Origin of the sequence: Paraburkholderia sp. J63, from assembly GCF_905220245.1 — a bacterium.
Classification (GTDB): domain Bacteria; phylum Pseudomonadota; class Gammaproteobacteria; order Burkholderiales; family Burkholderiaceae; genus Paraburkholderia.
The window spans coordinates 1-23,600 of sequence record NZ_CAJMZF010000027.1 but is presented as its reverse complement, the minus strand read 5'-3'; the positions used below and the strand labels follow the sequence as shown (position 1 = coordinate 23,600).

The 23,600-nt window shown below is 65.6% G+C and carries 17 protein-coding genes; 10 read left to right on the top strand and 7 right to left on the bottom strand.

Annotated features, from left to right (window positions below):
- Window positions 1–304 precede the first annotated feature (304 nt).
- The 6 genes from U5775_RS25190 (at window position 305) to U5775_RS25165 (ending at window position 9,252) form a co-directional block, all read left to right on the top strand.
- Window positions 305–4,099: a nitrate reductase subunit alpha gene (locus U5775_RS25190; RefSeq protein WP_322060819.1), complete on the top strand. Its 3,795-nt coding sequence runs from the start codon at window positions 305–307 to the stop codon at window positions 4,097–4,099.
- Complete coding sequence (gene narH, locus U5775_RS25185) at window positions 4,096–5,619, top strand: nitrate reductase subunit beta (RefSeq protein WP_322060818.1); 1,524 nt, start codon at window positions 4,096–4,098, stop codon at window positions 5,617–5,619. The genes U5775_RS25190 and narH overlap by 4 nt, the downstream gene beginning before the upstream one ends.
- Window positions 5,620–6,327: a nitrate reductase molybdenum cofactor assembly chaperone gene (narJ, locus tag U5775_RS25180; protein ID WP_322060817.1), complete on the top strand. Its 708-nt coding sequence runs from the start codon at window positions 5,620–5,622 to the stop codon at window positions 6,325–6,327. It abuts the gene before it with no gap.
- Between the two features lie 77 nt (window positions 6,328–6,404).
- Complete coding sequence (gene narI, locus U5775_RS25175; protein WP_322060816.1) at window positions 6,405–7,088, top strand: respiratory nitrate reductase subunit gamma; 684 nt, start codon at window positions 6,405–6,407, stop codon at window positions 7,086–7,088.
- 19 nt (window positions 7,089–7,107) lie between these two features.
- On the top strand, window positions 7,108–7,905 hold the full coding sequence (locus U5775_RS25170) for a peptidylprolyl isomerase (RefSeq protein WP_322060815.1): 798 nt from the start codon (window positions 7,108–7,110) through the stop codon (window positions 7,903–7,905).
- 57 nt (window positions 7,906–7,962) lie between these two features.
- Window positions 7,963–9,252, top strand: coding sequence for a nitrate/nitrite transporter (locus tag U5775_RS25165; RefSeq protein WP_322060891.1), 1,290 nt, complete (start codon window positions 7,963–7,965; stop codon window positions 9,250–9,252).
- Between the two features lie 52 nt (window positions 9,253–9,304).
- Here U5775_RS25165 and U5775_RS25160 read toward each other — a convergent pair whose 3' ends face one another.
- Complete coding sequence (locus tag U5775_RS25160; RefSeq protein ID WP_322060814.1) at window positions 9,305–9,763, bottom strand: universal stress protein; 459 nt, start codon at window positions 9,761–9,763, stop codon at window positions 9,305–9,307.
- Window positions 9,764–10,499: 736 nt separating this feature from the next.
- On the opposite strand from U5775_RS25160, the gene flhD reads away from it, so the two are divergent.
- Together flhD and flhC are read left to right on the top strand one after the other, a co-directional pair.
- Entirely contained in the window at window positions 10,500–10,820 is a 321-nt protein-coding gene (gene flhD, locus U5775_RS25155; RefSeq protein WP_028220752.1) for a flagellar transcriptional regulator FlhD, read from the top strand.
- A gap of 9 nt (window positions 10,821–10,829) precedes the next feature.
- Window positions 10,830–11,432, top strand: coding sequence for a flagellar transcriptional regulator FlhC (gene flhC / locus U5775_RS25150; protein ID WP_322060813.1), 603 nt, complete (start codon window positions 10,830–10,832; stop codon window positions 11,430–11,432).
- A gap of 169 nt (window positions 11,433–11,601) precedes the next feature.
- On the opposite strand, the gene U5775_RS25145 is transcribed toward flhC, so the two are convergent.
- From U5775_RS25145 to U5775_RS25120, 6 genes are all read right to left on the bottom strand, one after another.
- Complete coding sequence (locus U5775_RS25145; RefSeq protein ID WP_322060812.1) at window positions 11,602–12,927, bottom strand: Nramp family divalent metal transporter; 1,326 nt, start codon at window positions 12,925–12,927, stop codon at window positions 11,602–11,604.
- Window positions 12,928–13,055: 128 nt separating this feature from the next.
- Window positions 13,056–14,273 carry an acyl-CoA dehydrogenase family protein gene (locus tag U5775_RS25140; RefSeq protein WP_322060811.1) on the bottom strand — a complete coding sequence of 406 codons (1,218 nt, stop codon included), beginning with the start codon at window positions 14,271–14,273 and terminating at the stop codon, window positions 13,056–13,058.
- A gap of 284 nt (window positions 14,274–14,557) precedes the next feature.
- Entirely contained in the window at window positions 14,558–16,117 is a 1,560-nt protein-coding gene (locus tag U5775_RS25135; RefSeq protein ID WP_322060890.1) for an efflux transporter outer membrane subunit, read from the bottom strand.
- A 75-nt stretch (window positions 16,118–16,192) separates the two neighbouring features.
- The gene (locus tag U5775_RS25130; RefSeq protein ID WP_322060810.1) at window positions 16,193–19,378 is read right to left on the bottom strand and encodes an efflux RND transporter permease subunit; all 3,186 of its coding nucleotides are present in this window, start codon (window positions 19,376–19,378) and stop codon (window positions 16,193–16,195) included.
- Window positions 19,379–19,451: 73 nt separating this feature from the next.
- Entirely contained in the window at window positions 19,452–20,669 is a 1,218-nt protein-coding gene (locus tag U5775_RS25125; protein WP_322060809.1) for an efflux RND transporter periplasmic adaptor subunit, read from the bottom strand.
- Between the two features lie 66 nt (window positions 20,670–20,735).
- On the bottom strand, window positions 20,736–21,707 hold the full coding sequence (locus tag U5775_RS25120; protein WP_322060808.1) for an alpha/beta hydrolase: 972 nt from the start codon (window positions 21,705–21,707) through the stop codon (window positions 20,736–20,738).
- A gap of 188 nt (window positions 21,708–21,895) precedes the next feature.
- Here U5775_RS25120 and U5775_RS25115 point away from each other — a divergent pair, with 188 nt between their 5' ends.
- Together U5775_RS25115 and U5775_RS25110 are read left to right on the top strand one after the other, a co-directional pair.
- Window positions 21,896–22,900 (top strand): LysR family transcriptional regulator, encoded by a 1,005-nt coding sequence (locus tag U5775_RS25115; RefSeq protein ID WP_322060807.1) that lies wholly within the window; start codon window positions 21,896–21,898, stop codon window positions 22,898–22,900.
- Window positions 22,901–23,125: 225 nt separating this feature from the next.
- Window positions 23,126–23,488 carry a DUF4148 domain-containing protein gene (locus tag U5775_RS25110; protein WP_322060806.1) on the top strand — a complete coding sequence of 121 codons (363 nt, stop codon included), beginning with the start codon at window positions 23,126–23,128 and terminating at the stop codon, window positions 23,486–23,488.
- Window positions 23,489–23,600: the final 112 nt, after the last annotated feature.

The window sequence follows — 23,600 nt, the reverse complement described above, 5'->3', positions numbered from 1 at the left end:
TTATTTCCGCCGGAATACATTGAATTCGTCGATGAATACCGCATCACGGAATTGTCGCACCGATATTCCCATATAAATACAACGAAAACGATTAATAACATCTCAATCCGGCCCGCCAAAAGACAGGCGAACTCCTCTTCAAACACCATGAAATCGAGGAATTAGCGATTATCCAGATTGCATTGCACGAGCCGAGCGGAAAGAAAAACATAGGCCGCTGAATTTATTTGTTGCATCAGCTTTACTTCTTCACATTCATCTTCTTAAATCAATCCTGTCCCCCAAACAGCAGTCTGGAGATGCCATGAGTCATTTTCTGGATCGTCTGCGTTACTTCACTACGGCCAGGCCACAATTCGCGGACGGCCACGGCGCCGTTACAGACGAAGACCGCAAATGGGAGGACGCCTACCGCACGCGCTGGGCGCACGACAAAATCGTACGCTCCACGCATGGCGTGAATTGCACGGGCTCGTGCTCATGGAAGATCTATGTGAAGGGCGGCATTGTCGCGTGGGAGACGCAGCAGACCGACTACCCGCGCACGCGCCCCGACATGCCCAATCACGAGCCGCGCGGCTGCTCGCGCGGCGCGTCGTACTCGTGGTATCTCTATAGCGCGAACCGCCTCAAGTATCCGCTCGTGCGCAGCGCGCTCGTGAAGCTGTGGCGCGAGAAGCGCCGCACGCTCTCGCCCGTGGACGCGTGGGCCGCGATCGTCGACGACGACGAGGCGCGCAAGAGCTACCAGTCGCGGCGCGGCCTCGGGGGCTTCGTGCGCGCCGACTGGAGCGAGGTGACCGAGATCGTCGCGGCGGCCAACGTGCATACGGTCAAGCGCCACGGCCCTGACCGCGTGATCGGCTTCTCGCCCATTCCTGCGATGTCGATGGTCTCGTATGCGGCGGGCTCGCGCTATCTCTCGCTGATCGGCGGCGTGTGCCTCTCGTTCTACGACTGGTATTGCGACCTGCCGCCCGCCTCGCCGCAAACGTGGGGCGAGCAGACCGACGTGCCGGAGTCGGCCGACTGGTACAACTCCACGTTCATCATGCTGTGGGGCTCGAACGTGCCGCAAACGCGCACGCCCGACGCGCACTTCATGGTGGAGGCGCGCTACCGCGGCACGAAGATCGTGTCGATCTTTCCCGATTACGCCGAAGGCGCGAAGTTCGGCGACATCTGGCTGCATCCCAAGCAGGGCACCGACGCCGCGCTCGCGCTCGCGATGGGCCACGTGATCCTCAAGGAATACCATCTCGCGGGCAAGAGCGCGTATTTCGCCGATTACTGCCGCCGCTACACCGACATGTCGTGCCTCGTCACGCTCGCCGAGCGCGACGGCCAGTACGTGCCCGAGCGCTATTTGCGCGCCTCCGATTTCGCCGACGCTCTCGGCCAGGCCAACAACCCCGACTGGAAGACCGTCGTGATCGACTCCGCGAATGGCGCCTTCGCGGTGCCCGCGGGTTCGGCGGGCTTTCGCTGGGGCCAGCAGGAAGGCGGCGATCTCGGCAAATGGAATCTGCGCGAGGAAAGCGCGCAGGGCGCGCCGCTCACGCCGGCGCTCTCGCTCGTCGCGGGCCACGACCAGGTGGTCGACGTGGCGTTCCCGTACTTCGGCAACGTCGCGCATGCGCACTACGCGCACACCGATCACCAGTCGGTGCTGAGCCGCCGCATCGGCGTGCGCCGCGTGGCCACGCGCGATGGCGAGCGGCTCGTGGCCACCGTCTACGATCTGTTCATCGCGAACTACGGGCTCGATCAGGGCCTCGGCGGCAAGGACGTCGCGCAAAGCTACGACGACGACGTGCCCTACACGCCCGCCTGGCAGGAAGCGATCACGGGCGTCAAGCGCGCGGACGTGATCAACGTCGCGCGCCAGTTCGCGGAGAACGCGGACAAGACCCAGGGCAAGTCGATGGTCATCATCGGCGCGGGCATCAATCACTGGTATCACATGGACATGGCGTACCGCGCCATCATCAACATGCTGGTGATGTGCGGGTGCGTGGGCCAGTCGGGCGGCGGCTGGTCGCATTACGTGGGCCAGGAGAAGCTGCGCCCGCAAACGGGCTGGACTGCGCTCGCGTTCGCGCTCGACTGGAGCCGTCCGCCGCGCCAGATGAACGCGACCTCGTTCTTCTATGCGCACACCGACCAGTGGCGCTACGACCCGATGAACCCCACCGACCTGCTCTCGCCGCTCGCGGACAAGTCGGCGTATCACGGCACGCCCATCGACTACAACGTGCGCGCCGAGCGCATGGGCTGGCTGCCCTCGGCGCCACAGCTCGCGTGCAACCCGCTCGAACTCGGGCGCGCGCTCGGCGAAGCCGCACAGGCGGGCGCGACAGTGGCGGACAAGCTCAAGGACGGCAGCCTCAAGCTCGCCTGCGAGGACCCCGACAATCCTGCCGTCTTCCCCCGCAACCTGTTCGTGTGGCGCTCGAACCTGCTCGGCTCGTCGGGCAAGGGCCACGAGTATTTTCTCAAGCATTTGCTCGGCACCACTAACGGTGTGCAGGGCGAGGAAGTCGCGAAGCACGGTGCGCCGCGCCCCGAGGAAGTCGTCTGGCACGAGCAAGCGCCGCGCGGCAAGCTCGACCTGCTCTGCACGCTGGACTTCCGCATGTCCACCACCTGCATGTACTCGGACGTCGTGCTGCCCACGGCCACGTGGTACGAGAAGGACGACATGAACACGTCCGACATGCATCCGTTCATTCACCCGCTCTCCGCCGCCGTGGACCCCGCGTGGCAGGCGAAGAGCGACTGGGAGATCTTCAAGGGCATCGCGAAGCGCTTCTCGGAGCTCGCCGTGGGGCACCTGGGCCGCGAACGCGACGTGGTGCTCTCGCCCATCGCGCACGACGCGCCGGGCGAGCTCGCGCAGCCCTTCGGCGTGGCCGACTGGAAGCGCGGCGAGTGCGAGCCGGTGCCGGGCAAGACCATGCCGGCGGTGGCCGTGCTCGAGCGCAACTACCCCGAGACATACCATCGCTTCACCTCGCTCGGACCGCTGATGGACAAGCTCGGCAACGGCGGCAAGGGCATTAGCTGGAACACCGAGCACGAGGTGAACGAGCTTGGCGCCCTCAACTACCGTCATGCGAACGAGCCCCGCTTCGGCGACGCCGCGGGCCGCCCGCGCATCGAGACCGCGCTCGACGCGGCCGAAACGATCCTCTCGCTCGCGCCCGAGACCAACGGCGAAGTCGCGGTGAAGGCGTGGGAGGCGCTCGGCAAGATCACCGGCATCGGGCACGAGCATCTGGCCGAAGCGCGCGCCGACGAAAAGATCCGCTTCCGCGATATCCAGGCCCAGCCGCGCAAGATCATTTCGTCGCCTACGTGGAGCGGCATCGAATCCGAGCACGTCTCGTACAACGCGGGCTACACCAACGTGCACGAGCTGATTCCGTGGCGCACGCTGAGCGGCAGACAGCAGCTTTATCAGGACCACGAATGGATGCGCGCGTTCGGCGAAGCGCTGTGCGTCTACAAGCCGCCCATCGACACCGGCAGCTACGCGCACATGGAAGGCACGCGCTCGAACGGCAATCCCGAGATCGCGCTCAACTTCATCACGCCGCACCAGAAGTGGGGCATTCACAGCACCTACACGGACAATCTGCTCATGCTCACGCTCTCGCGCGGCGGCCCGATCGTCTGGATCTCGGAGCAGGATGCCGCGCAGATCGGCGTGGCGGACAACGACTGGATCGAGTGCTTCAACTCGAACGGCGCGCTGTGCGCGCGCGCCGTGGTGAGCCAGCGCATTCCGCGCGGCATGGTGATGATGTATCACGCGCAGGAGAAGATCGTGAATACGCCGGGCTCGGAAATCACGGGCACGCGCGGCGGCATTCACAACTCGGTCACGCGCATCTCGCTCAAGCCCACGCACATGATCGGCGGCTATGTCCAACTTGCTTACGGCTTCAACTACTACGGCACGGTGGGCTCGAATCGCGACGAGTTCCTGCTCGTGCGCAAGATGAAAAACATCGACTGGCTCGACAGCGAAGAAACGCCCGTGGGCGCCCTGCCCCCCGCCGTCAACGCGGCCGTCCGCGAAGGAGAAGCGTCATGAAGGTGCGCGCACAGATTGCCATGGTGTTGAACCTCGACAAGTGCATCGGCTGCCACACGTGCTCGGTCACCTGCAAGAACGTCTGGACGAGCCGCGAGGGCATGGAGTACGCGTGGTTCAACAATGTCGAGACGAAGCCCGGCATCGGCTATCCGAAGGAATGGGAGAACCAGGAGCGCTGGCGCGGCGGCTGGGTGCGCAAGGCCGACGGCAAGATCGAGCCGCGCCAGGGCAGCAAGTGGCGACTGCTCGCGAAGATCTTCGCCAACCCGCATCTGCCCGAGATCGACGACTACTACGAGCCCTTCACCTTCGATTACGCGCATCTGCAGGAAGCGGGCAACACGAAAGCGATGCCCGTTGCGCGGCCGCGCTCGCTCGTGAGCGGCGAGCGCATGGAGAAGATCGAATGGGGGCCGAACTGGGAAGAGATTCTGGGCGGCGAGTTCGAGAAGCGCTCGAAGGACTATAACTTCGAAAACGTGCAGAAGGACATCTACGGCCAGTTCGAAAACACCTTCATGATGTATCTGCCGCGCCTGTGCGAGCACTGCCTCAATCCGGCCTGCGTGGCCTCGTGTCCGTCCGGCTCGATCTACAAGCGCGAGGAAGACGGTATCGTGCTCATCGACCAGGACAAGTGCCGCGGCTGGCGCATGTGCGTCTCGGGCTGCCCGTACAAGAAGATTTATTTCAACTGGCGTAGCGGCAAGGCCGAGAAGTGCATCTTCTGCTATCCGCGTATCGAGGCGGGGCAGCCCACGGTGTGCTCGGAAACCTGTGTGGGCCGCATCCGCTATCTGGGCGTGCTGCTCTACGACGCCGATCGCATCGAACAGGCCGCCAGCGTGGCCGACGAGAAAGACCTCTATCAGGCGCAGCTCGATGTGTTCCTCGACCCGTTCGATCCTGAAGTGATCGCGCAGGCCGCGCGCGACGGCGTTCCGCAGGCGTGGATCGACGGCGCGCAGCGCTCGCCTGTCTACAAGATGGCGATCGACTGGAAGATCGCGTTCCCGCTGCACCCGGAGTACCGCACGCTGCCGATGGTCTGGTACGTGCCGCCGCTCTCGCCGATCAACTCGGCCGCGAACAGCGGCGACCTGGGCATGAACGGCTACCTGCCCGACGTGGAGTCGCTGCGCATTCCGCTGCGCTATCTCGCGAATCTGCTCACCGCCGGCGACGAGCAGCCCGTGAAGGTGGCACTCGAGCGCATGCTCGCGATGCGCGCGTTCATGCGCGCGCGTCACGTAGACCGCGTGGACGCCACCCAGGTGCTCGAGCAGGCGGGGCTTTCGCTGCATCAGGTCGAGGAGATGTACCGCTATCTCGCGATCGCGAATTACGAGGACCGCTTCGTGATCCCCACGACGCACCGCGAATATGCGGAGGACGCGTTCGATCTGCGCTCGGGCTGCGGCTTCACCTTCGGCAACGGCTGCTCGGACGGCCGCAGCGAGGCCAGCCTGTTCGCGCCGAAGAGCGGCCATCGCCAGATTCCCATTCAGGAGATCTGAATGTTTGCGACCCGCCCCAATAGCCTCACGTTCCGGCTGCTCGCCGCGTGCCTCGAATATCCGAACGACGCGCTGCTCGGCTCGCTCGACGAAGTGCGCACCCTCGTGCAGGGCGAGCGCGCGCTGCGAGGCGAGACGCGCGAGCGTCTGCTGCGCTTTCTCGACTATCTCGGCTCGCGCGATCTGCTCGCGCTCCAGGAGAACTACGTCGCGCTGTTCGATCGCGGCCGCGCCACCTCGCTGCATCTGTTCGAGCACGTGCATGGCGAGTCGCGCGAGCGCGGCCAGGCCATGATCGACCTGAAGCAGATGTACGAGCGCCACGGCCTGCTGCTCGGCCCCGAGCAACTGCCCGACTATCTGCCGGTGTTCCTCGAATATCTCTCGATACTCGAAGCGGGCGAGGCGCGCACGCTGCTCGGCGAGACCGCCGCGATCCTGCAGTCGATCACCGCGGAGCTGAGCCGCCGCAACAGCCACTACGCGTATGTGACGGGCGCCGTGCTCGCGCTCGCGGGCAACGTCGCCGGCGACATCGAGGCGGCGCTGCCCGCAGCCGCGCACGACGACGATGCGAACGCGCCGCACGACGGTCAGGACCTCGATGCGCTCGACGCCGCGTGGAGCGAGGAGCCCGTGCGCTTCATGGGTAACGCGCAGCCGGCCGTGGCGCCCGTGCAGTTCCATGCGCGCCGTCCGCCGCGTTGAAACACGGACAGGAGCACGCAGCACCCGGTTCAGTACAGCGCGCGGTACCCGACGCATTCAGCAAACAAGGAGCAGTCATGGGCCCATATTTCCATCAGTTCCTGTTCGGCATCTATCCGTACATCTGCCTCGCGGTGCTGCTGTTCGGCTCGCTCGTGCGGTTCGACCGCGAGCAATACACGTGGAAAAGCGACTCGTCGCAACTGCTGCGGCAGGGTACGCTGCGCGTCGGCAGCAATCTCTTTCACTGGGGCATCCTCGTCGTGGTGATGGGGCACTTCGTGGGCTTTCTCGCGCCGCACTGGCTCGTGGCGCCGTTCATCTCGGCGTCCGTGCACCAGTTGCTCGCGATGGTCGCGGGCGGCGTCGCCGGCCTCTTCGCCATCGTCGGCTTGACGATGCTGATCGCGCGGCGTCTCGGCGACTCGCGCATCCGCCACAACAGCCGCACGTGGGACATCGTCATCGTGCTGATGCTGTGGGTGCAGCTCGCGCTGGGGCTCGCCACCGTCGTGCTTTCGGCGCGCCACATGGACGGCGCGATGTTCGAGCAGCTCACCGATTACGTGAAGGGCGTCGTGACGTTCCGCAGCAATATCGCCGGCCTCCTCGACGGCGTGCCGCTCGTCTACCAGACGCACATCGCGCTCGGCTTCACGATCTTCCTCGTCTCGCCGTTCACGCGCATGGTGCATATCTGGAGCGGCATCGCTTCGGTGGCCTATCTGCTGCGCCCTTATCAACTCGTGCGCAAGCGCTGAAACGCCGGGGAGACCGAACATGAATGCCGATTCGCAAGCCGTGGCGGACGCCGGGTATGACGCACCCGCCCGCGTGAACCAGGTGGCCATCGATCTGGACGCGATCGCCGACGAAAGCCGCCATCACGCCGACGATCCCAACCCGCTGCTCGCGGCGCGCCGCGCGCTGGTGGTGCGCGAACTGCTGCGCCAACGTGCAGTGGCGCTCGCGCTGATCGATGCCGCAAGCCCGCTCGACGACGACGTGCTCGAAGCGCTGCTCGCGCGGGAATTGCGGACGCCGGAGCCGACGCCGGAGGACTGCCGGCGCTTCTACGAGCAGCATCCCACGCGCTTCATCCGCAACGAGATCGTCTACGCGAGCCATATTCTCTTCGCGGTGACCGACCGTGTGCCGCTCGCGCTGCTGCGCCACAAGGCCGAGGAAGCGCTCAACACGCTGCTGCACGAGCCCGAGAGCTTCGAGGCGCGTGCCCGCGAGCTCTCGAACTGTCCCTCGGCGGGCGTGGGCGGCAGCCTTGGCCAGCTGATGCGCGGCGACACCGTGCCCGAATTCGAGAGCGCGCTCTTCGACAGCCCCGAAGTGGGCCTGCTGCCGCGTCTCGTGCGCACGCGCTACGGCTTTCATCTCGTGCGCATCGAGCGCCGCGTGCCCGGCGAGCCCGTTGCGTTCGACGCTGCCGCCGACGACATTGCGCGCTTCCTGAGCGAGCGGGTGCGCCACAAGGCCATCCAGCAGTACGTGTCGATTCTCGCTTCGGAGGCGACGCTAGAAAACGCCGCCGTCGATGCCGCAACGAGCCCGCTGGTTCAATGATTTAATGATCCGGACTGCCAGGGAGACGTCATGAATCTGCGTAACGCCTCAACCCGCATGCCCACCCAGGGCGCCGCGCCGCCCGTGGTGGCGGACGCCAAAGCGTGGTCCGTGCTGCTCGTGAGCACGCTCGCGTTCATGGTCTGCTTCGTCGTATGGATGATGTTCGGCGTGCTCGGCGTGGAGTTGCGCGAGGAGCTCAAGCTCAACAGCACCGAGTTCGGCCTGCTCACGGCCACGCCCGTGCTGACCGGCGCCGTGATGCGGCTGCCGCTGGGCACGTGGACCGACCGCTTCGGCGGGCGCATCGTCATGACGATCCTGCTCGTGGTCTGCGCTGTGCCCGTCTATATCATCAGTTATGCGAACGAGCTATGGCAATTCCTCGTAATCGGCCTCTTTCTGGGCTGCGTGGGCGCCTCGTTTGCGGTGGGCACGCCCTATGTCGCGCGCTTCTTTCCGCCGAAGCAGCGCGGCTTCGCCATGGGCTTCTTCGGCGCGGGCACCGTGGGCGCCGCGGTCAACCTGTTCGTGACGCCGGAACTGGAGAAGCTCTACGGCTGGCGCTTCGTGCCGCGCGTCTATGCGCTCGCGCTCCTCGTGACCGCCGTGATCTTCTGGCTGGGCTCCGCGCGCGACCCCGGCGCGGGCAAGTCGAACGGCTCGTGGCTCGACGCCTTCAAGGTGCTCGCCGACTCGCGCGTCTGGCGCCTTTGCCAGTATTACTCGATCACGTTCGGTGGATTCACGGCGCTCTCACTATGGATTCCTCAATATCTGAAGGCCGAATACGGCATGTCGCTTGTGATGGCCTCGGCATTTGCGGCGGGCTTCTCGCTGCCGGGATCGGTGCTGCGGGCGGTGGGCGGCGTGCTCGCCGACAAGCTGGGCGCGCACAACGTCACCTGGTGGGGCTTGTGGGTCGCGTGGATCTGCCTGTTCATTCTCTCGTATCCGGCCACCGACTTCGTTATCCACACCATCGACGGCGCCGCAACGCTGCACATCAGCATGCCGCTCGCGGGCTTCGTCGCGCTCACCTTCGTGCTGGGCGGCGTGCTCGCGTTCGGCATGGCCTCGACCTTCAAGTACGTGGCCGACGACTTTCCCTCCAACATGGGCGTCGTGACCGGCGTGGTCGGCCTCGCGGGCGGGCTGGGCGGCTTCCTGCTGCCGATCCTGTTCGGCATGCTGCTCGACCTGCTCAAGATCCGTTCGAGCTGCTTCATGCTGCTCTACGGCATCGTGTGGGTCTCGCTCATCCTGCTCTATATCAGCGAGGTCAAGCGCGCGCCGATCCTCGGCGACAAGCGGGCCCCAGTCTCCGGGGCGCATGCACATACTTAGTTAGCGCGCTCCTGGCTCGGCGCTCGCACGACTCGCAAACGGCACACACGGCTCAGGCGGCCGCCGCTTCGGCTGCCTCCGGCGCCGTCACCACGAGCACGCTGCACGAGACCCGGTCGAGCAGCTTGCGGTCGTCGCGGCCGTCCCACCAGCGCGCAAACGGGCCCCTGCGATGATGGGCCAGCACGATGAGGTCGGCGCTGAACGACGCGCTCGCGCGGGCGATCTCATCGATCGCGCGGCCCACGGCGAAATGCCCCGTGGCCTCGAGCCCGAGCGCCTTCAGGCGCGCCACGCCGTCTTCGAGGATGTCCTTGGCCGCCGCCTCCGCGGCCTCATAGGGCACGGCCGACGCGATGTCGGTGCCCCATTGCAGCGGCGACTGGTCCAGCACCGCGAGCAGATGCGTCTGCGCCCGGCATTCGAGCGCCAGCTCCTTGCCCTCGCGCAACGCGCGGCGCCCCTCGCGGGTGGCGTCGTAACACAGCAGAATGCGATTGAACGCGCCCATCCCGGTTCTCCCTCGTTCGTTCCCGAACCCAACCTGCCAACCAAACTACACCATTATTTTATATCACGTCGTGATATAAAACGATAATAAAGCCCGTGTGGGCGCGATCCTCTCCAAGCGGCGCCATGCCGACGGCGGCTATCTTCATCAGAAGATTGGGGGCCGCCTCATGCGATTGACACACCCACGTCAACGAGCCGCGTTACAAAGCGCGTCAACGCGACCGACGGCTCGTCCGTTTGTCACATCTTGATAGAACTGGTTACACAGGGTCGCAACACCTGTTACAAGTCAATCTTCATACCTATTTGATTTGTAACGCGCAGTTATTACCGATAAACGCAATTCCTTTCAATTCCGTTATCCGTAACGCATCAATAAAGCACGCTTCCTGATTCATTGCGCATGCCTCGGCACCCTTCCGAAAAACCCTTATGCCGCAGTGCCTTACGGAAAACTCCTTGTCCCATAAGGTTTGGCTGATCCGTGCTATGAGTCAGCCGGAACAGGCAAGAACAAATTACCGAAAAGCTTTGTAACAGACAGATTATTTTTTGAGAAAAGGATTGATTTCTCGAAGTTGTCCTCATACAATTCGCTCCAACATGTTACGAGTTGTAACGTGTTGTATCAAAGAGTCAGGCGACGCCACCAAAGAGCGAGCCGGCCAAAGACCAAAAAAGTTACAACGGCGAACAACGCCGGGGGGTTAATCGGGGCTTCGGAAAAGAGAGAAATGGACCGCAGCAGCGAGACGCTGGATTCAATCCGCGAAATTAACTTGTCGTATCTGATGCTCGCACAGCGCATGCTGCGCGAGGACAAGCCAGTCGGTATGTTCCGGCTGGGACTGTCGTCGGAACTGGCCGATCTGCTTTCCGGTCTGTCGCTCGCGCAGATCGTAAAGCTGGCCGCTTCCGACCAGCTCCTTTGTTTGTTCCGCTTCGACGACCATGCCATGCTGTCCGCGCTCACGCAGACGACCCGGCATGCCGACGTGGCGGCCACCCACGCGGCCATCCTGCTTGCAGGGCAGCCCGCTGTGCAATTCGCCTGAGGACGGGCCATGTCGACCAACCGGCGCAGCCTCACCGAAGACGCACAGGAAGTGTTTCGCGCGATCGCGCTGATCGAGCTGGGCGCGCGCATGCAGGTGCTGGAGAGCGAGCTTTCGCTCTCGCGCGACCGCATGATCCGCCTGTATCGCGAGATCCGCGGCGTGTCGCCGCCCAAGGGAATGTTGCCGTTTTCGGCGGACTGGTACATGACGTGGCTCGCGAACATCCACGCGTCGCTGTTCTACAACACGTACCTGTTCCTGAAGCATGAAGCGCGTTGCTCGCATCTCGACGCGCTCACCAAGGGGTTCCGGCTGTATCTGGAACACTGCCGCCACAGCGGGACCGAGCCGGTGCTCGATCTCACGCGTGCGTGGACCCTGGTGCGGTTTTTTGATGCCGATATTCTGCAGATGACGCCTTGCTGCCGTTGTGGTGGCAAATTCGTCGCGCACCGTCACGACCTGCAGCACAACGTCGTGTGTGGCGCATGCCAGCCGCCTTCGCGCGCTGGCAAGACGAAGAAGGCGGCTGCAGCGCGACGGGGCGCCGAGCAGACCGACCGCGACCTTCCGGTGCAGACGCCGGATGGCATTGCCGAGGCTGCATAAGCGTAGGAGACCAAAGATCCGGCGTGTCGCGCAGGCACAAAACCGGACGCATCAACACTAGACGCGAAGCCGTCCGGCGCTCGGAACGAGGGCCGGACGGCGAAGCGCATTCAGGGCCGTTCTGTGGCCCCGCTGCGAGCGCCGCGCGCGCCGCCTTCTTCCCTCTCCCTCAATTCCCGCTGAACGTCTGCCAGACGAGCCACAGGTTCGCCGCCGTAATCACGGCAAACAGCAGCCACGCAATCAGGCGCGTGGGCAGCCGGTTCGCAAATTCCCCCATCAGCGCCCGGTCGTTGGTCATGCGGATGAGCGGCCACAGCGCGAACGGCAGTTGCAGGCTCAGCACCACCTGGCTTGCCACCAGCAACTTGCCCACCGCGCCGTTGCCGAGCAGCCACACGCCCACGAAAGCGGGAATCAGCGCGAGCACGCGCGTGATGAGACGCCGCTGATAGCACGGGATCTTCATCTGCAGAAAGCCTTCCATCACGACCTGCCCCGCCACGGTGCCGGTGAAGGTCGAGCTCTGCCCGGAGGCCAGCAGCGTCACGGCGAACAGCACGGCCGCCGCGCCGCTGCCCACGATGGGCGCGAGCAGCTTGTAGGCGTCTTCGATCTCGGTGACCTGGGTGTGGCCCGTCGCATGAAAAGCCGCCGCCGCGAGAATCAGAATGGCTGCGTTGATGAGCAGCGCGAGCGTGAGCGAGACCAGAGTGTCGAGCCGCGAAAGCCCGATGGCCTGCGCGAGGCTCGCGTGGTCGCGCTTCACGGCGCGCGTCTGCACGATGGACGAGTGCAGATAGAGGTTATGCGGCATGACCGTCGCGCCGAGAATGCCGATGGCGAGATACAGCGGCTCCTGCGATGCAATCGCGTGCCACGAGGGCACGGCGCCCGCGAACACCGCGGGCCAGTGCGGCTTCACAAGCGCTAGCTCGATCACGTAGCCCACGCCGATGGTGGCGATGAGCCCGGCCATGATCGCTTCGAGCGTGCGGAAATTCTTGCCCTTGAGGCCGAGCACGATCAGGGTGTCGAAGGCCGTGAGCGCCACGCCCCACAACAACGAGCAGCCCAGCAGCAGATGGAACGCGAGCGCGCCGCCCAGCACCTCGGCAAGATCGCACGCGATGATCGCGACTTCGGCCAGCGCCCACTGCCCGAGCACGACGGGCCGCGGATAGCGCGTGCGCGAGAGTTCGGCCAGGTCGCGCCCGGTAACGATGCCGAGGCGCATCGCGAGGCATTGCAGCGCCATGGCCGCGATGCTCGAAAGCACGACGATGAACAACAGGTCGTAGCCGTAGCGCGAACCGGCCTCGATGTCGGTGGCCCAGTTGCCGGGGTCCATGTAGCCGATCGACACCAGCAAGCCGGGCCCGGCGAACTGCAAGAACTTTTTCCAGAATGGCGCCCGTGGCGAAACCTCCACGCTGCCCTGCACTTCGGACGGGCAGAACGGCGCCGTCGCCGTAGTCGGTAGCTTGAACTCCAACGGAACGTTCCTCGAGAGATGGACGGTCGCGCGCGGGCCGCGGTTGCATCGGGCACAGCGCGCAAGGCGTGCTGAGCTGGGTGCGGGGCAAGATCCCCACTCTCTCACCGGGCCGCGCGATCGGTCCCTCAAGTGTACAGCGTCGGCTCCGGCAGCTCCTGCGTGAGTGCGTGGCGGCCCACGTCGCGCACACGGTAATCGAGCGGGTCGTGCAGCGTATGCACGCGCGCATTGCGCCAGAAGCGGTCGAGCGCGAGCGCGGCGTTGGTGGCGCGCGCGCCGCAGGCATCGAACAGTTGCTCGCCCGCGTAGAGCGCCGCGCGGTGCGCCACGATCTTCGCCTCCGAAATGGCGAGCGAGACTTCGGCGCGCGCCGCCGCGTCGAGATCGTCGCCCGCTTCCCACGCGGCATCAAGAATGGACGCCGCGCGATCCGCGAGCACGGCCGCCGACAAGGCCTGGATACGCATTTCGCCAAAGCGCTGCTGAAGATACGGATCCTCGGCGGCGCGCTGCACGCCCGCGTTGACCCACGGGCGGCCATGGGCGAGCACGTAGGCGCGCGCCTCGTCGAGCGCGCCTTCGGCCAGACCCACGAAGAGATTGGTCAGCACGAGCTGCGAAACCAGCGTGCGCAGCGACGCGCGCGGCGTTTCGGGCCGATTCAGTACCTCGGACGCGCGCACTTCGACGGCATCGAACGACACCGTGCCGCTATCGGTCTGACGCTGGCCGATCGGGTCCCAGTCGTCGTGCACCGTAATGCCTTCGCGCGTCGTGGGCACCACGGCGAAGACGGGCTTGCCCGTGGCGGGATCGTGCGCGCTCACGGTCATCATCTGCGAGCCCCAGGTGCCCGAGCAGAAGCCCTTCTTGCCGTGCAGGCGCCAGCCGCCCGCCTTGTCCGGCTGCGCGACGAGGCGCGTGTCGAGCGGATTGACCGCGTTGCCCCACCACCAGCGATACTCGACCGTGCCTTGCAGCCAGTTCGCTCGCTGCGCGGCGTTGCCCCAGAGATCGACGCTCGCGATCTGCAGATATTGAAAGCCGAGCAGGTGCGCAAGCGCGCTGTCGACGCGCGCAATCGCGCGAATGGTTTCGTAGAGCGCGCCCCAGCGCAGCCCGCCCTCGCCGAATGCGCCACCGAACGCGCCGCCGAACTCGCGCGGCACGGCGAGCGCGAGCAGGCCCGCATCGGCGATGCGCTGCTTTTCCGCTCCGGCGTGGCCGCCCGCCAAGTCGCGCCGCGCGGCGCTCTCGCGCAAGGTCTCGATCAGCGCCGAGAGTGAGGCGTCGCGGCGCGCGGATGCAGTGTGCGAGGCCGGTGGCCGGCGTCGATCGTTCATGCCTGTGTTCCCCTGTGAGTAGCCCGAAGCGATGACCGGAGCGCCGTGCGCCACTAGCCGAGCGCCACTAGCCGTGCGCCACTAGCCGTGCGCCACCATCCACGAACGCAGACGTTATACGAATACGAACGACGATCGCGCGCCATCCGCTCCAGCTTCGATCGACCGATGATAGTGGCGCGCGCGCCGGCGGTCTACGAACTGATTGCGCAAACGAAATCGCGGCTGGCGATATGCGTGGACATATCGGCCAGCCGCGAGGCGACTGCGTGCGGGTTCGGCGCTCAGCGAGCAGCGAGCGGCGCTAAAGGCCCCGCGCTCGCGGCCGGCGCATTGACTGGCTGCGCACCAGGCGCCGCGTCGGGCCGCGCATCGCCCCAGCCGCCGCCCAGCGCGCGGATCAGATTGACGGTCGCCACCGCCTGCGAGCCCTCCAAATGGCTCGCCTGCAGTTGCGAGACCAGCACCGAGCGCTCGCTGTCGATCACGTTCAGATAGCTGACCTCGCCCTCCTCGTACTGCGTGCGCGAAAGATGCGCGGCGCGCTGCGAGGCGCTCACCGCATCGTCCTGCGCGCTGATCTGGTCGTCGAGCAGACGCAGGTCGGAGAGGTTGTCCTCCACCTCGCGGAACGCCACGAGCACCTGCTGGCGATATTGCGCGACGTCCTCGTCGTACTTCGCGCGCGCCTGCGCGAGGTTGGCCTTGCGCCGCCCGCCGTCGAACAGCGGCAAGGTGAGCGCCGTGCCCGCGAACGGTCCGAGCAGAAACGCGCGGCTCGACCACATGAAGAGGTCGCCGAGCGAGGCCGACTCGTAGCCGAACGCGCCCGTGATATCGAGCTTCGGAAAGAACGCTGACTTCGCGAGGCCCACGCGCGCGTTCGCGGCGGCCATCGCACGCTCGGCGGCGGCGATGTCGGGGCGGCGTTCGAGCAGCGTCGACGGCAGCCCCGGCGGCACCTGCACGACCACGGGCGCGAGCGGCGTCTCGGGGAACGTGAAGTCCGCCGGCGCCTTGCCGAGCAGGATCGCGAGGCTGTGCTCCGAGGCCGCGCGCTGGCGCGCCACGCCCACGGCGTCGGCGCGCGCGCTCGCCAGCTCGTTGCGCGCCTGCGATACGTCGAGCTCGCTGATGTCACCTTCCTTGAAGCGGCGCTCGACGAGCTTGAGCGCGTCTTCGCGCAGCGCCACCGTGCGCCGGTAGAGATCGGCATCGGAGTCGAACTGGCGCAACTGGAAGTAGTTCTGCGCAACGTCGGCCTGCAGCGCGAGCTGCACCGAGCGGAACAATGCTTCGCTCTGCTGCGCATCGGCCTGAGTGGCGTGCACGTTCGAGCTCACGCGGCCGAACAGATCGACTTCGTAGCTCGCCGTGGCCTGCGCGCGCCACAGCGTTTGCGCGGGCACGTTGGCGTTCTGCGGCAGATACTGCGAGGCCGGCGAGGCGCGCTCGTAGGTCGGCCCGAAGCCCGAATCGATGGACGGGAACCACGAGGCGCGCGCCGCCTGCGTGAGCGCGCGCGACTGCTGCACGCGCGCGGCGGCAGCCTTGAGGTCCTGATTCGCGGCCTGCGCCTGATCTTCGAGCTGGTCGAGCGTGGGATCGCCGAACGCCTTCCACCACTCGCCGCGATGCGCGTCGTCGGCGGGTTGCGCGGGCGTCCATGAGCCCACGTCGTGCGGGCCTGCAGGCTGGGCCTGCGTTTGCAGCGGCGCTTCCTTGTACGCGTTCGGCACGCCCGCGTCGGGCACCTTGTAGGTCGGCTCGACGTTGCACGCCGCGAGCCACGCAAACAACGCGACGCTCGCGGCCAGCCGCGTCAGGCGCCAGAAGCCGCTCATCTCGCCGCTCATCTCGCCGATCTGGCGCGGCTTCGTCGATGGAACTGAATAGTTAGTCATCTTGATGATCCTTCGTTACGCATCCACCGTGGAGCGGGTCGTGCGCGCGTTGTCCTTCTGCGCGACGTGTATCTTGCCGCCCGCGATCGTGCGCAGCACCACGTAGAACACCGGCGTCAGCAGCAGGCCGAAAGCCGTCACGCCGAGCATGCCGAAGAACACGGCCACCCCCATCGCATGGCGCATCTCGGAGCCCGCGCCCGACGACAGCACGAGCGGCACTACGCCCATGATGAACGCGATCGACGTCATCAGAATCGGACGCAAACGCAGCCGGCTCGCCTCGATGGCAGCCGTTAGCGGCGTATGTCCGTCATGCTCGAGCTCGCGCGCGAACTCCACGATCAGGATCGCGTTCTTCGAGGCGAGGCCCACCAGCACCATCAGGCCGATCTGCGTGAAGATGTTGTTGTCGCCCTGGGTGAGCCACACGCCGGTCAGCGCGCACAGCACGCTCATCGGCACGATCAGGATGACCGCGAGCGGCAGCGTCAGGCTCTCGTAGAGCGCCGCGAGCACGAGGAACACGAGCAGCACGCTGATCGGAAACACCCAGATGCCAGAGTTGCCCGCGAGAATCTGCTGATACGTGAGGTCGGTCCACTCGAACTTGATGCCGCGCGGCAGCACCTCGGCCGCAATGCGCTCGGCCGCCGCCTGCGCCTGCCCCGACGAATAGCCGGGCGCCGGGCCGCCGTTGATGTCGGCCGCGGTATAGCCGTTGTAGCGCACCACCATCTCGGGCCCGTACGTGGGCGTCACCGTCACGAGCGACGAGAGCGGCACCATATCGCCCGCGGCGTTGCGCGTCTTCAGTTGCAGGATGTCGTCGGCCTTCTGGCGGAACGGCGCATCGGCCTGCACGCGCACCTGATAGACGCGCCCGAAGCGATTGAAGTCGTTCACGTAGAGCGAGCCCAGATAGATCTGCATCGTGTCGAACACGTCCGTGACCGGCACGCCGAGTTGCTTGGCCTTGGTGCGGTCCAGATCGACGTTCAGTTGCGGCACGTTGATCTGATAGCTCGAGAAGGTCGGGCCCAGCTCGGGCGTCTTCGCGGCGCGCTTCACGAAGTCCTCGGTCGCGCGGTTGAGCGCTTCATAGCCGAGCGCGCCGTGATCCTCTAGCTGCATCTTGAAGCCGCCTAGCGTGCCGAGACCGAGCACCGGCGGCGGCGGGAACACCGCAATAAAGGAGTCCTTGATACCCGCGTATTGCTGGTTGAGCGCGCCCGCGATCGCGCCCGCCGAAAGCGCGTTGCCCTTGCGTTCCTTGAACGGCTTGAGCGTGACGAACACGATGCCGGCACTCGAACTATTGGTGAAGCCGTTCACCGAAAGACCCGGGAACGCCACCGCGCTTTCCACGCCCGGCTGCTTGAGCGCGATCGCGCTCATGTCGCGGATTACGTTTTCCGTGCGGTCGAGCGAGGCGCCGTTGGGCAGCTGCGCAAACGCGATCAGATATTCCTTGTCCTGCGCGGGCACGAAGCCGCCCGGCACGATGCGCGCCATCAGCACCGTCGCGCCGATCAGCACGGCGTAGACCGCGAGCATCCCGCCCTTGTGGCGCAGCACGCCATTCACGCCGCGCCCGTAGTCCTCCGAGCCGCGATGGAACACCTTGTTGAAGCGCCGGAAAAAGCCGCCCAGCACACGGTTCATCACGCGCGTGAGCCAGTCTTCCTTCGCGCCGTGGCCGCGCAGCAAAAGCGCCGAGAGCGCCGGCGAAAGCGTGAGCGAGTTGAACGCCGAGATCACCGTCGAAATGGCGATGGTCATGGCGAACTGCTTGTAGAACTGGCCCGTGAGGCCGCTCATGAACGCGAGCGGCACGAACACGGCCACGAGCGTGAGCGCGATCGCGATGATCGGGCCGCTCACTTCCTGCATGGCCTTGTAAGTGGCGTCGCGCGCGGAAAGCCCGCTGGCGATGTTGCGCTCGACGTTCTCCACCACCACGATCGCATCGTCCACCACGATGCCGATGGCGAGCACCATGCCGAACAGCGACAACGCGTTGATCGAGAAGCCGAACGCGAGCAGCAGCGAGAACGTCCCGACGATCGACACCGGCACGGCGATGAGCGGAATGATCGACGCGCGCCACGTTTGCAGGAACACGATCACCACGACCACGACCAGCGCAATCGCTTCGAGCAGCGTATGCACGACCGCCTCGATACTCGATCTCACGAACTGCGTGGGGTCGTAGACGATCTTGTAGTCCACGCCCGCGGGCATGTCCTCCTTTAGCTCCTTCATCGCCGCGCGCACCTGGTCGGAGATCGCGAGCGAATTCGCGCCGGGCGCCTGATTGATGGCGAGCGCCACGGCGGGCTTGTTGTCGAGCAGCGAGCGCAGGCCATATTCGGACGCCGCGAGCTCGATGCGCGCGATGTCGCGCAGATAGGTCACGCCGCCGTCGGGGTTGGTCTTGACGATGATGTTGCCGAATTCGCTTTCCGTGCGCAAACGCCCGCGCGCATTCACGTTCAGTTGCAGCGGCGTGCCCGGCACGCTCGGCGAGGCGCCGATCACGCCCGCCGCGACCTGCACGTTCTGCTCGCGAATCGCGTTGACGACGTCCTGCGCCGTGAGATTGCGCTGCGCGACCTTCTGCGGATCGAGCCAGATGCGCATGGCGTAATCGCCCGCGCCCCACAATTGCACCTCGCCCACGCCCTGGATGTTCGAGAGACGGTCCTTGACGTTGAGCAGCGCATAGTTGCGCAGATACGTCATGTCGTACTGATTGTTCGGCGAGATCAGGTGCACCACCATCGTGAGCGTGGGCGAGCTCTTGATGGTCGTGATGCCGAGCCTCTGCACGTCCTCGGGCAGGCGCGGCAGCGCCTGGTTCACGCGGTTCTGCACGAGCTGCGTGGCCTTGTCGGGGTCGGTGCCGAGACGGAACGTGACCGTGAGCGTGAGATTGCCGTCGCTGTTCGCCTGCGACTGCATGTAGAGCATGTTCTCGACGCCGTTGATCTGCTCTTCGAGCGGCGCGGCCACGGCTTCGGCGATCACTTTCGGATTCGCGCCCGGATACTGCGCGTGGACGACCACCGAAGGCGGCACGACCTCGGGATACTCGGAGATCGGCAACTGGAACAGTGCGATCACCCCGGCCAGCAGGATCAGCACGGACAGCACGCCCGCGAAGATCGGCCGGTCGATGAAGAATTTCGATATGTTCATGGGTCGCTCTAAATTTCGGATGACTAACTGGATGCGTGGCCGTGGGCCGCCGAAGCGGCAGGCACTACGCGCGTCAGGAAGTCTTGGCGGGCTTCGAGGCAGAATTCGCGAGCGAGGACGCCGCATCGCCGTCGGGGTCGCCGTTCATCGGCACCTCATGCGAGCGCACGGCTTCGCCGGGCCGCACGCGCTGCGTGCCGTTCACGATCACGTGGTCGCCCACCTGCAGGCCGCCCACGATCACGCGCAGATTGCCCTGCTGGCCGCCGATCTGCACGTTGCGATACGCGACCTTGCCCGCGCCGTCCACGACATAGACGAACTTCTTGTCCTGGTCCGTGCCGATGGCCGCTTCGTCGACGAGCAGCGCCGGATGAGGCGCGCTGCCGCTCACCTTGATGCGCGCATAGAGACCCGGCACGAGCGCGCCGTCCGCGTTGTCGAAGCGCGCGCGCACGCGGATCGTGCCCGAGGCGGTGTCGAGCCGGTTGTCCACCGACTCGATCGTGCCGCTGCGCGAGTAGCCGGTCTCATTCGCGAGCCCCAGTTCGACGGGCACTTTCGAGCCATCCTTCATGCGGCTGATGTAGTCGAGATAGGTCTGCTCGTCGGCGTCGAATTCGGCGTAGATGGGCGACACCGAAACGAGCGTCGTGAGCGGCGGCGCGCTCGCGCCCGCCGAGACCACGTTGCCCACCGTGATCTCGGCGCGCGAGACGCGCCCCGAGACCGGCGCGACGATGCGCGTATAGCCGAGATTGATCTGCGCGGCTTCGAGCGCGGCCTGCGCGGCCTTGAGATTCGCGCTCGCCTCGCGCGCGGCGTTCTGCTTCTCGTCGTAGTCGCGCTTCGCAATGGCGTTGTCGCCAATGAGGCGCTGCGCGCGCTCCCAGTCGCTCTGCGCATAGCCGGTGCGCGCCTGCGCGGCGGCCACCTGGGCCGCGGCCTGATCGACGGCGGCCTGATACGGACGCGGATCGATCACGAACAGCGTGTCGCCCTTTTTCACGAGCGCGCCGTCGCGGAAGTTCACGGAGACGATCGTGCCCGAGACCTGCGGGCGGACCTCGACTTTCTCGACGGCGGCCATGCGCCCCGAGTAGCTTTGCCAGTCGGTGACGTTGCGCTTGAGCACGGCGGCGACATCGACCTCGGGCGCCGGCGGCGCTTCGGCGGCCACGGCCGGGTGCGAGTCCAGACGCATGGCGACGAGCGAGCCGAACCCCGCAACAACGAGAACAGCGGCCACCGCTAGCGCGATGCGCTTACGGGAATGCGAGTTGAGTGACATGGCGGGCTCCAGAAAAATAAGGGCTTGTTTTTCGATGAATACGTTTTCCGGTTCGCTACGGCGGCGCTAACAGGCCGCGCCGGCTTCGAAGCAACAGCGGAAAAAGCGCACCGCTTCGGCCAGCGCTTCGGGATACGCGCCGATCTGCGCGTGCGAGACACTCGGGTAGCGCACCACATGCGTGCGCACGCCCGCTTCGATCAGGCGTACCGCGTACTTCTCCGCTTCGATATGCAGGACGTCGTTTTGCGCGGTGACGATGAACGTGGGCGGCAAGCCCCCAAGACGCGACGACTCCAGCGGCGCCGCATACGGATGCATGCGCTGCGCGGCTTCGGGCAGATACGCGCGATAGCAGGCCGCGCATTCGCTCGCGGAAATGTCGGAGGCGAGCCGCGCTTCGTCGCCGAGGCGCGTGAGGCTCGGGTCGAGCATCGGCGCGAACAGCGCCTGCGCGGCAAGCCGCACGTCGCCGCGATCGCGCCCGATAAACGCGAGCACGTTGGCGATCTGGCCACCTGCGTCATGTCCCGCGGCAACGATGCGCTTCGTGCTGCCACCGAATGCGCGGGCACGCGTGAGCACCCATTGCGCGGCGCGATACGCGTCTTCGGGTGCGGCCGGAAATGGAAACTGCGGCGCGAGCGAATAGCCCACCGACACGACGAGCGCAGGTAAGCGCTCTGCGAAAAAGCGGCTGGCCGCGTCGGCGTCGTCGAGCGTGCCGCGCACGAAGCCGCCGCCGTGGAAATACAGCAGCACGGGCAGATTGTTTGCGCCGCGCGGACGGTACAGGCGCAGCACGATCTCCTGCGCGTAGCCTTCGATCGTCACTTCGCTCACGTCGATGGGCGTCTGTGCCGTCTGGGCCGCTTGTGTGGCCTGGGCCCTGCCCGCCGGGGCCGGCGCCGGTGCTGCGGCGAGGCGCGGCGCGGCCGTGCCGCCAGCCGAAGGGCGCGCCGATAGCGGCGCGCCCTCGGCAGCGCTACCGGAGAGGTCGGCGGAAATCCACGGCGTCGAACGTTTGAAGGCATCCATGTCGAAACGGCGCAATGCGCGAGAATAGAATCGAATGGTGCGAATTGTGGGTTCGGCAGACTTGCAAATAAATGCCTATAATCCGGCAACACAATTCGGCGCACCTGAACAATCTGTTTCCTTTATTCGCGCGACTGGCCTCGCACAAAGCCGCGCGGCGTGCGTCCGATGTCTTTCGGAGAGTGGCAATGGACCGCCTTCAGGCCATGCAGGTGTTCACCCGCGTCGTCGACACCAACAGCTTCACGCGCGCAGCCGAGACGCTCGACATGCCGCGCGCCTCGGTCACGACGATCATCCAGAATCTCGAAGCCTTTCTCGGCGTGCGCCTCATGCACCGCACCACGCGCCGCCTTTCGCTCACGCCCGACGGCGCGGCGTACTACGAGCGCTGCGTGCGCATTCTTGCGGACGTCGAAGAAACCGAGCTGACGTTCCAGGACCGCAACCGCAAGCCGCACGGCAAGCTGCGCATCGACATGCCGGGGTCGATCGGACGCCTCATCGTGATTCCTTCGCTGTGCGAATTTCACGGGCGCTACCCCGACATCGACCTGCAACTGGGCCTGACCGACCGCCCGGTCGATCTGCTCCAGGAGGGCGTGGATTGCGTCGTGCGCGTGGGCGCGCTGCAGGATTCGTCGCTGGTCGCGCGCCGCATCGGCCTGTTCGAAGGCGTCTCGTGCGCGGCGCCCTCGTATCTGGAGCGCCACGGCACGCCGCAGACGCTCGAGGAGCTGAGCGGGCATCGCGCCGTGAATTACTTTTCGCCTCGCACGGGGCGCGTGATCGACTGGGCGTTTCTCGTCGACGGCAAGGAAGTGGAGATCAAGCTCAAGAGCATGATTTCGGTGAACGACGCCGATGCCTATGTGACGTGCGGCATCGAAGGTTTCGGCCTGATTCAGGGGCCGCGCTACATGGTGCTGCCGCATCTGAAATCGGGCGCGCTCGTCGAGGTCCTGCCCGATTTCAAGCCGCTGCCCATGCCGATTTCGGCCGTGTATCCGCACAGCCGCCATCTGTCGCCGAAGGTGCGCGTGTTCGTCGACTGGATCGCCGAAGTCTTCGACCGCTGCCCGCTCCTCTCCGGCCGCGCCTCGCTCGACAAGGCCTGCACGCTGCGCACGCTCGAAGAGCGCGAGCAGGCGCCCGCGCTCGAAACGCCGGTGATTTCGGAATGGGCAGCGTAGGCCGGGCTGTATAAGCCGCCAGGCCGCATCCCACGCATCTTCCCAATACGCGCGCCATCAGGAGCAACATGATGGCGCGCGTTTTCACGATTGTTCCGGTTTTTCGACAATTCCTTTCGCGTTCGGGACGTTTATCGCGCGAGCCTGCACATCTACATTTGCACCTGTCGCCACGGCCATCGGTTCATCGTTCAGAGCCAGGGCGCCTATAAACAGGAGCAGATCATGAAACGCACTCTCGCAACCGCGCTCGGCGCCACCCTCGTCATCACGCTCGCCGCGAGCGCATCGGCCTTCGCGGGCGGCATCGGCCGCGCGGGCACGTATGGCCCGCAAAGCGATCAGCCAACCGTTGCGCAAACCGCGCCACAAGCAGAGCAAGCTACACAAGTCGACAACAGCACGCCTAAAACGCGCGCACAAGTGAAGGCGGAAGTAGTCGAGGCTTATCGCAACGGCACGCTGCCCTCGCTCAACAAGACGACGTATCCGGAGCAGAGCCTGATCGGCCGCACGCAGGCCCAGCGCATCGCGCTGCAGGAAAGCCGCGCCAACGACGCTACGCGCCTGGCACGCGCGGGCGAATGAGCGTCACCAACCCAATTTGATAAGGATATCTTATCATGTTCAATACACAGCCTTCCGAGCTGGATAGCTGGGACGAAACCACTCCCGTGTGGGCGCCGTTCCGCCACTAGCA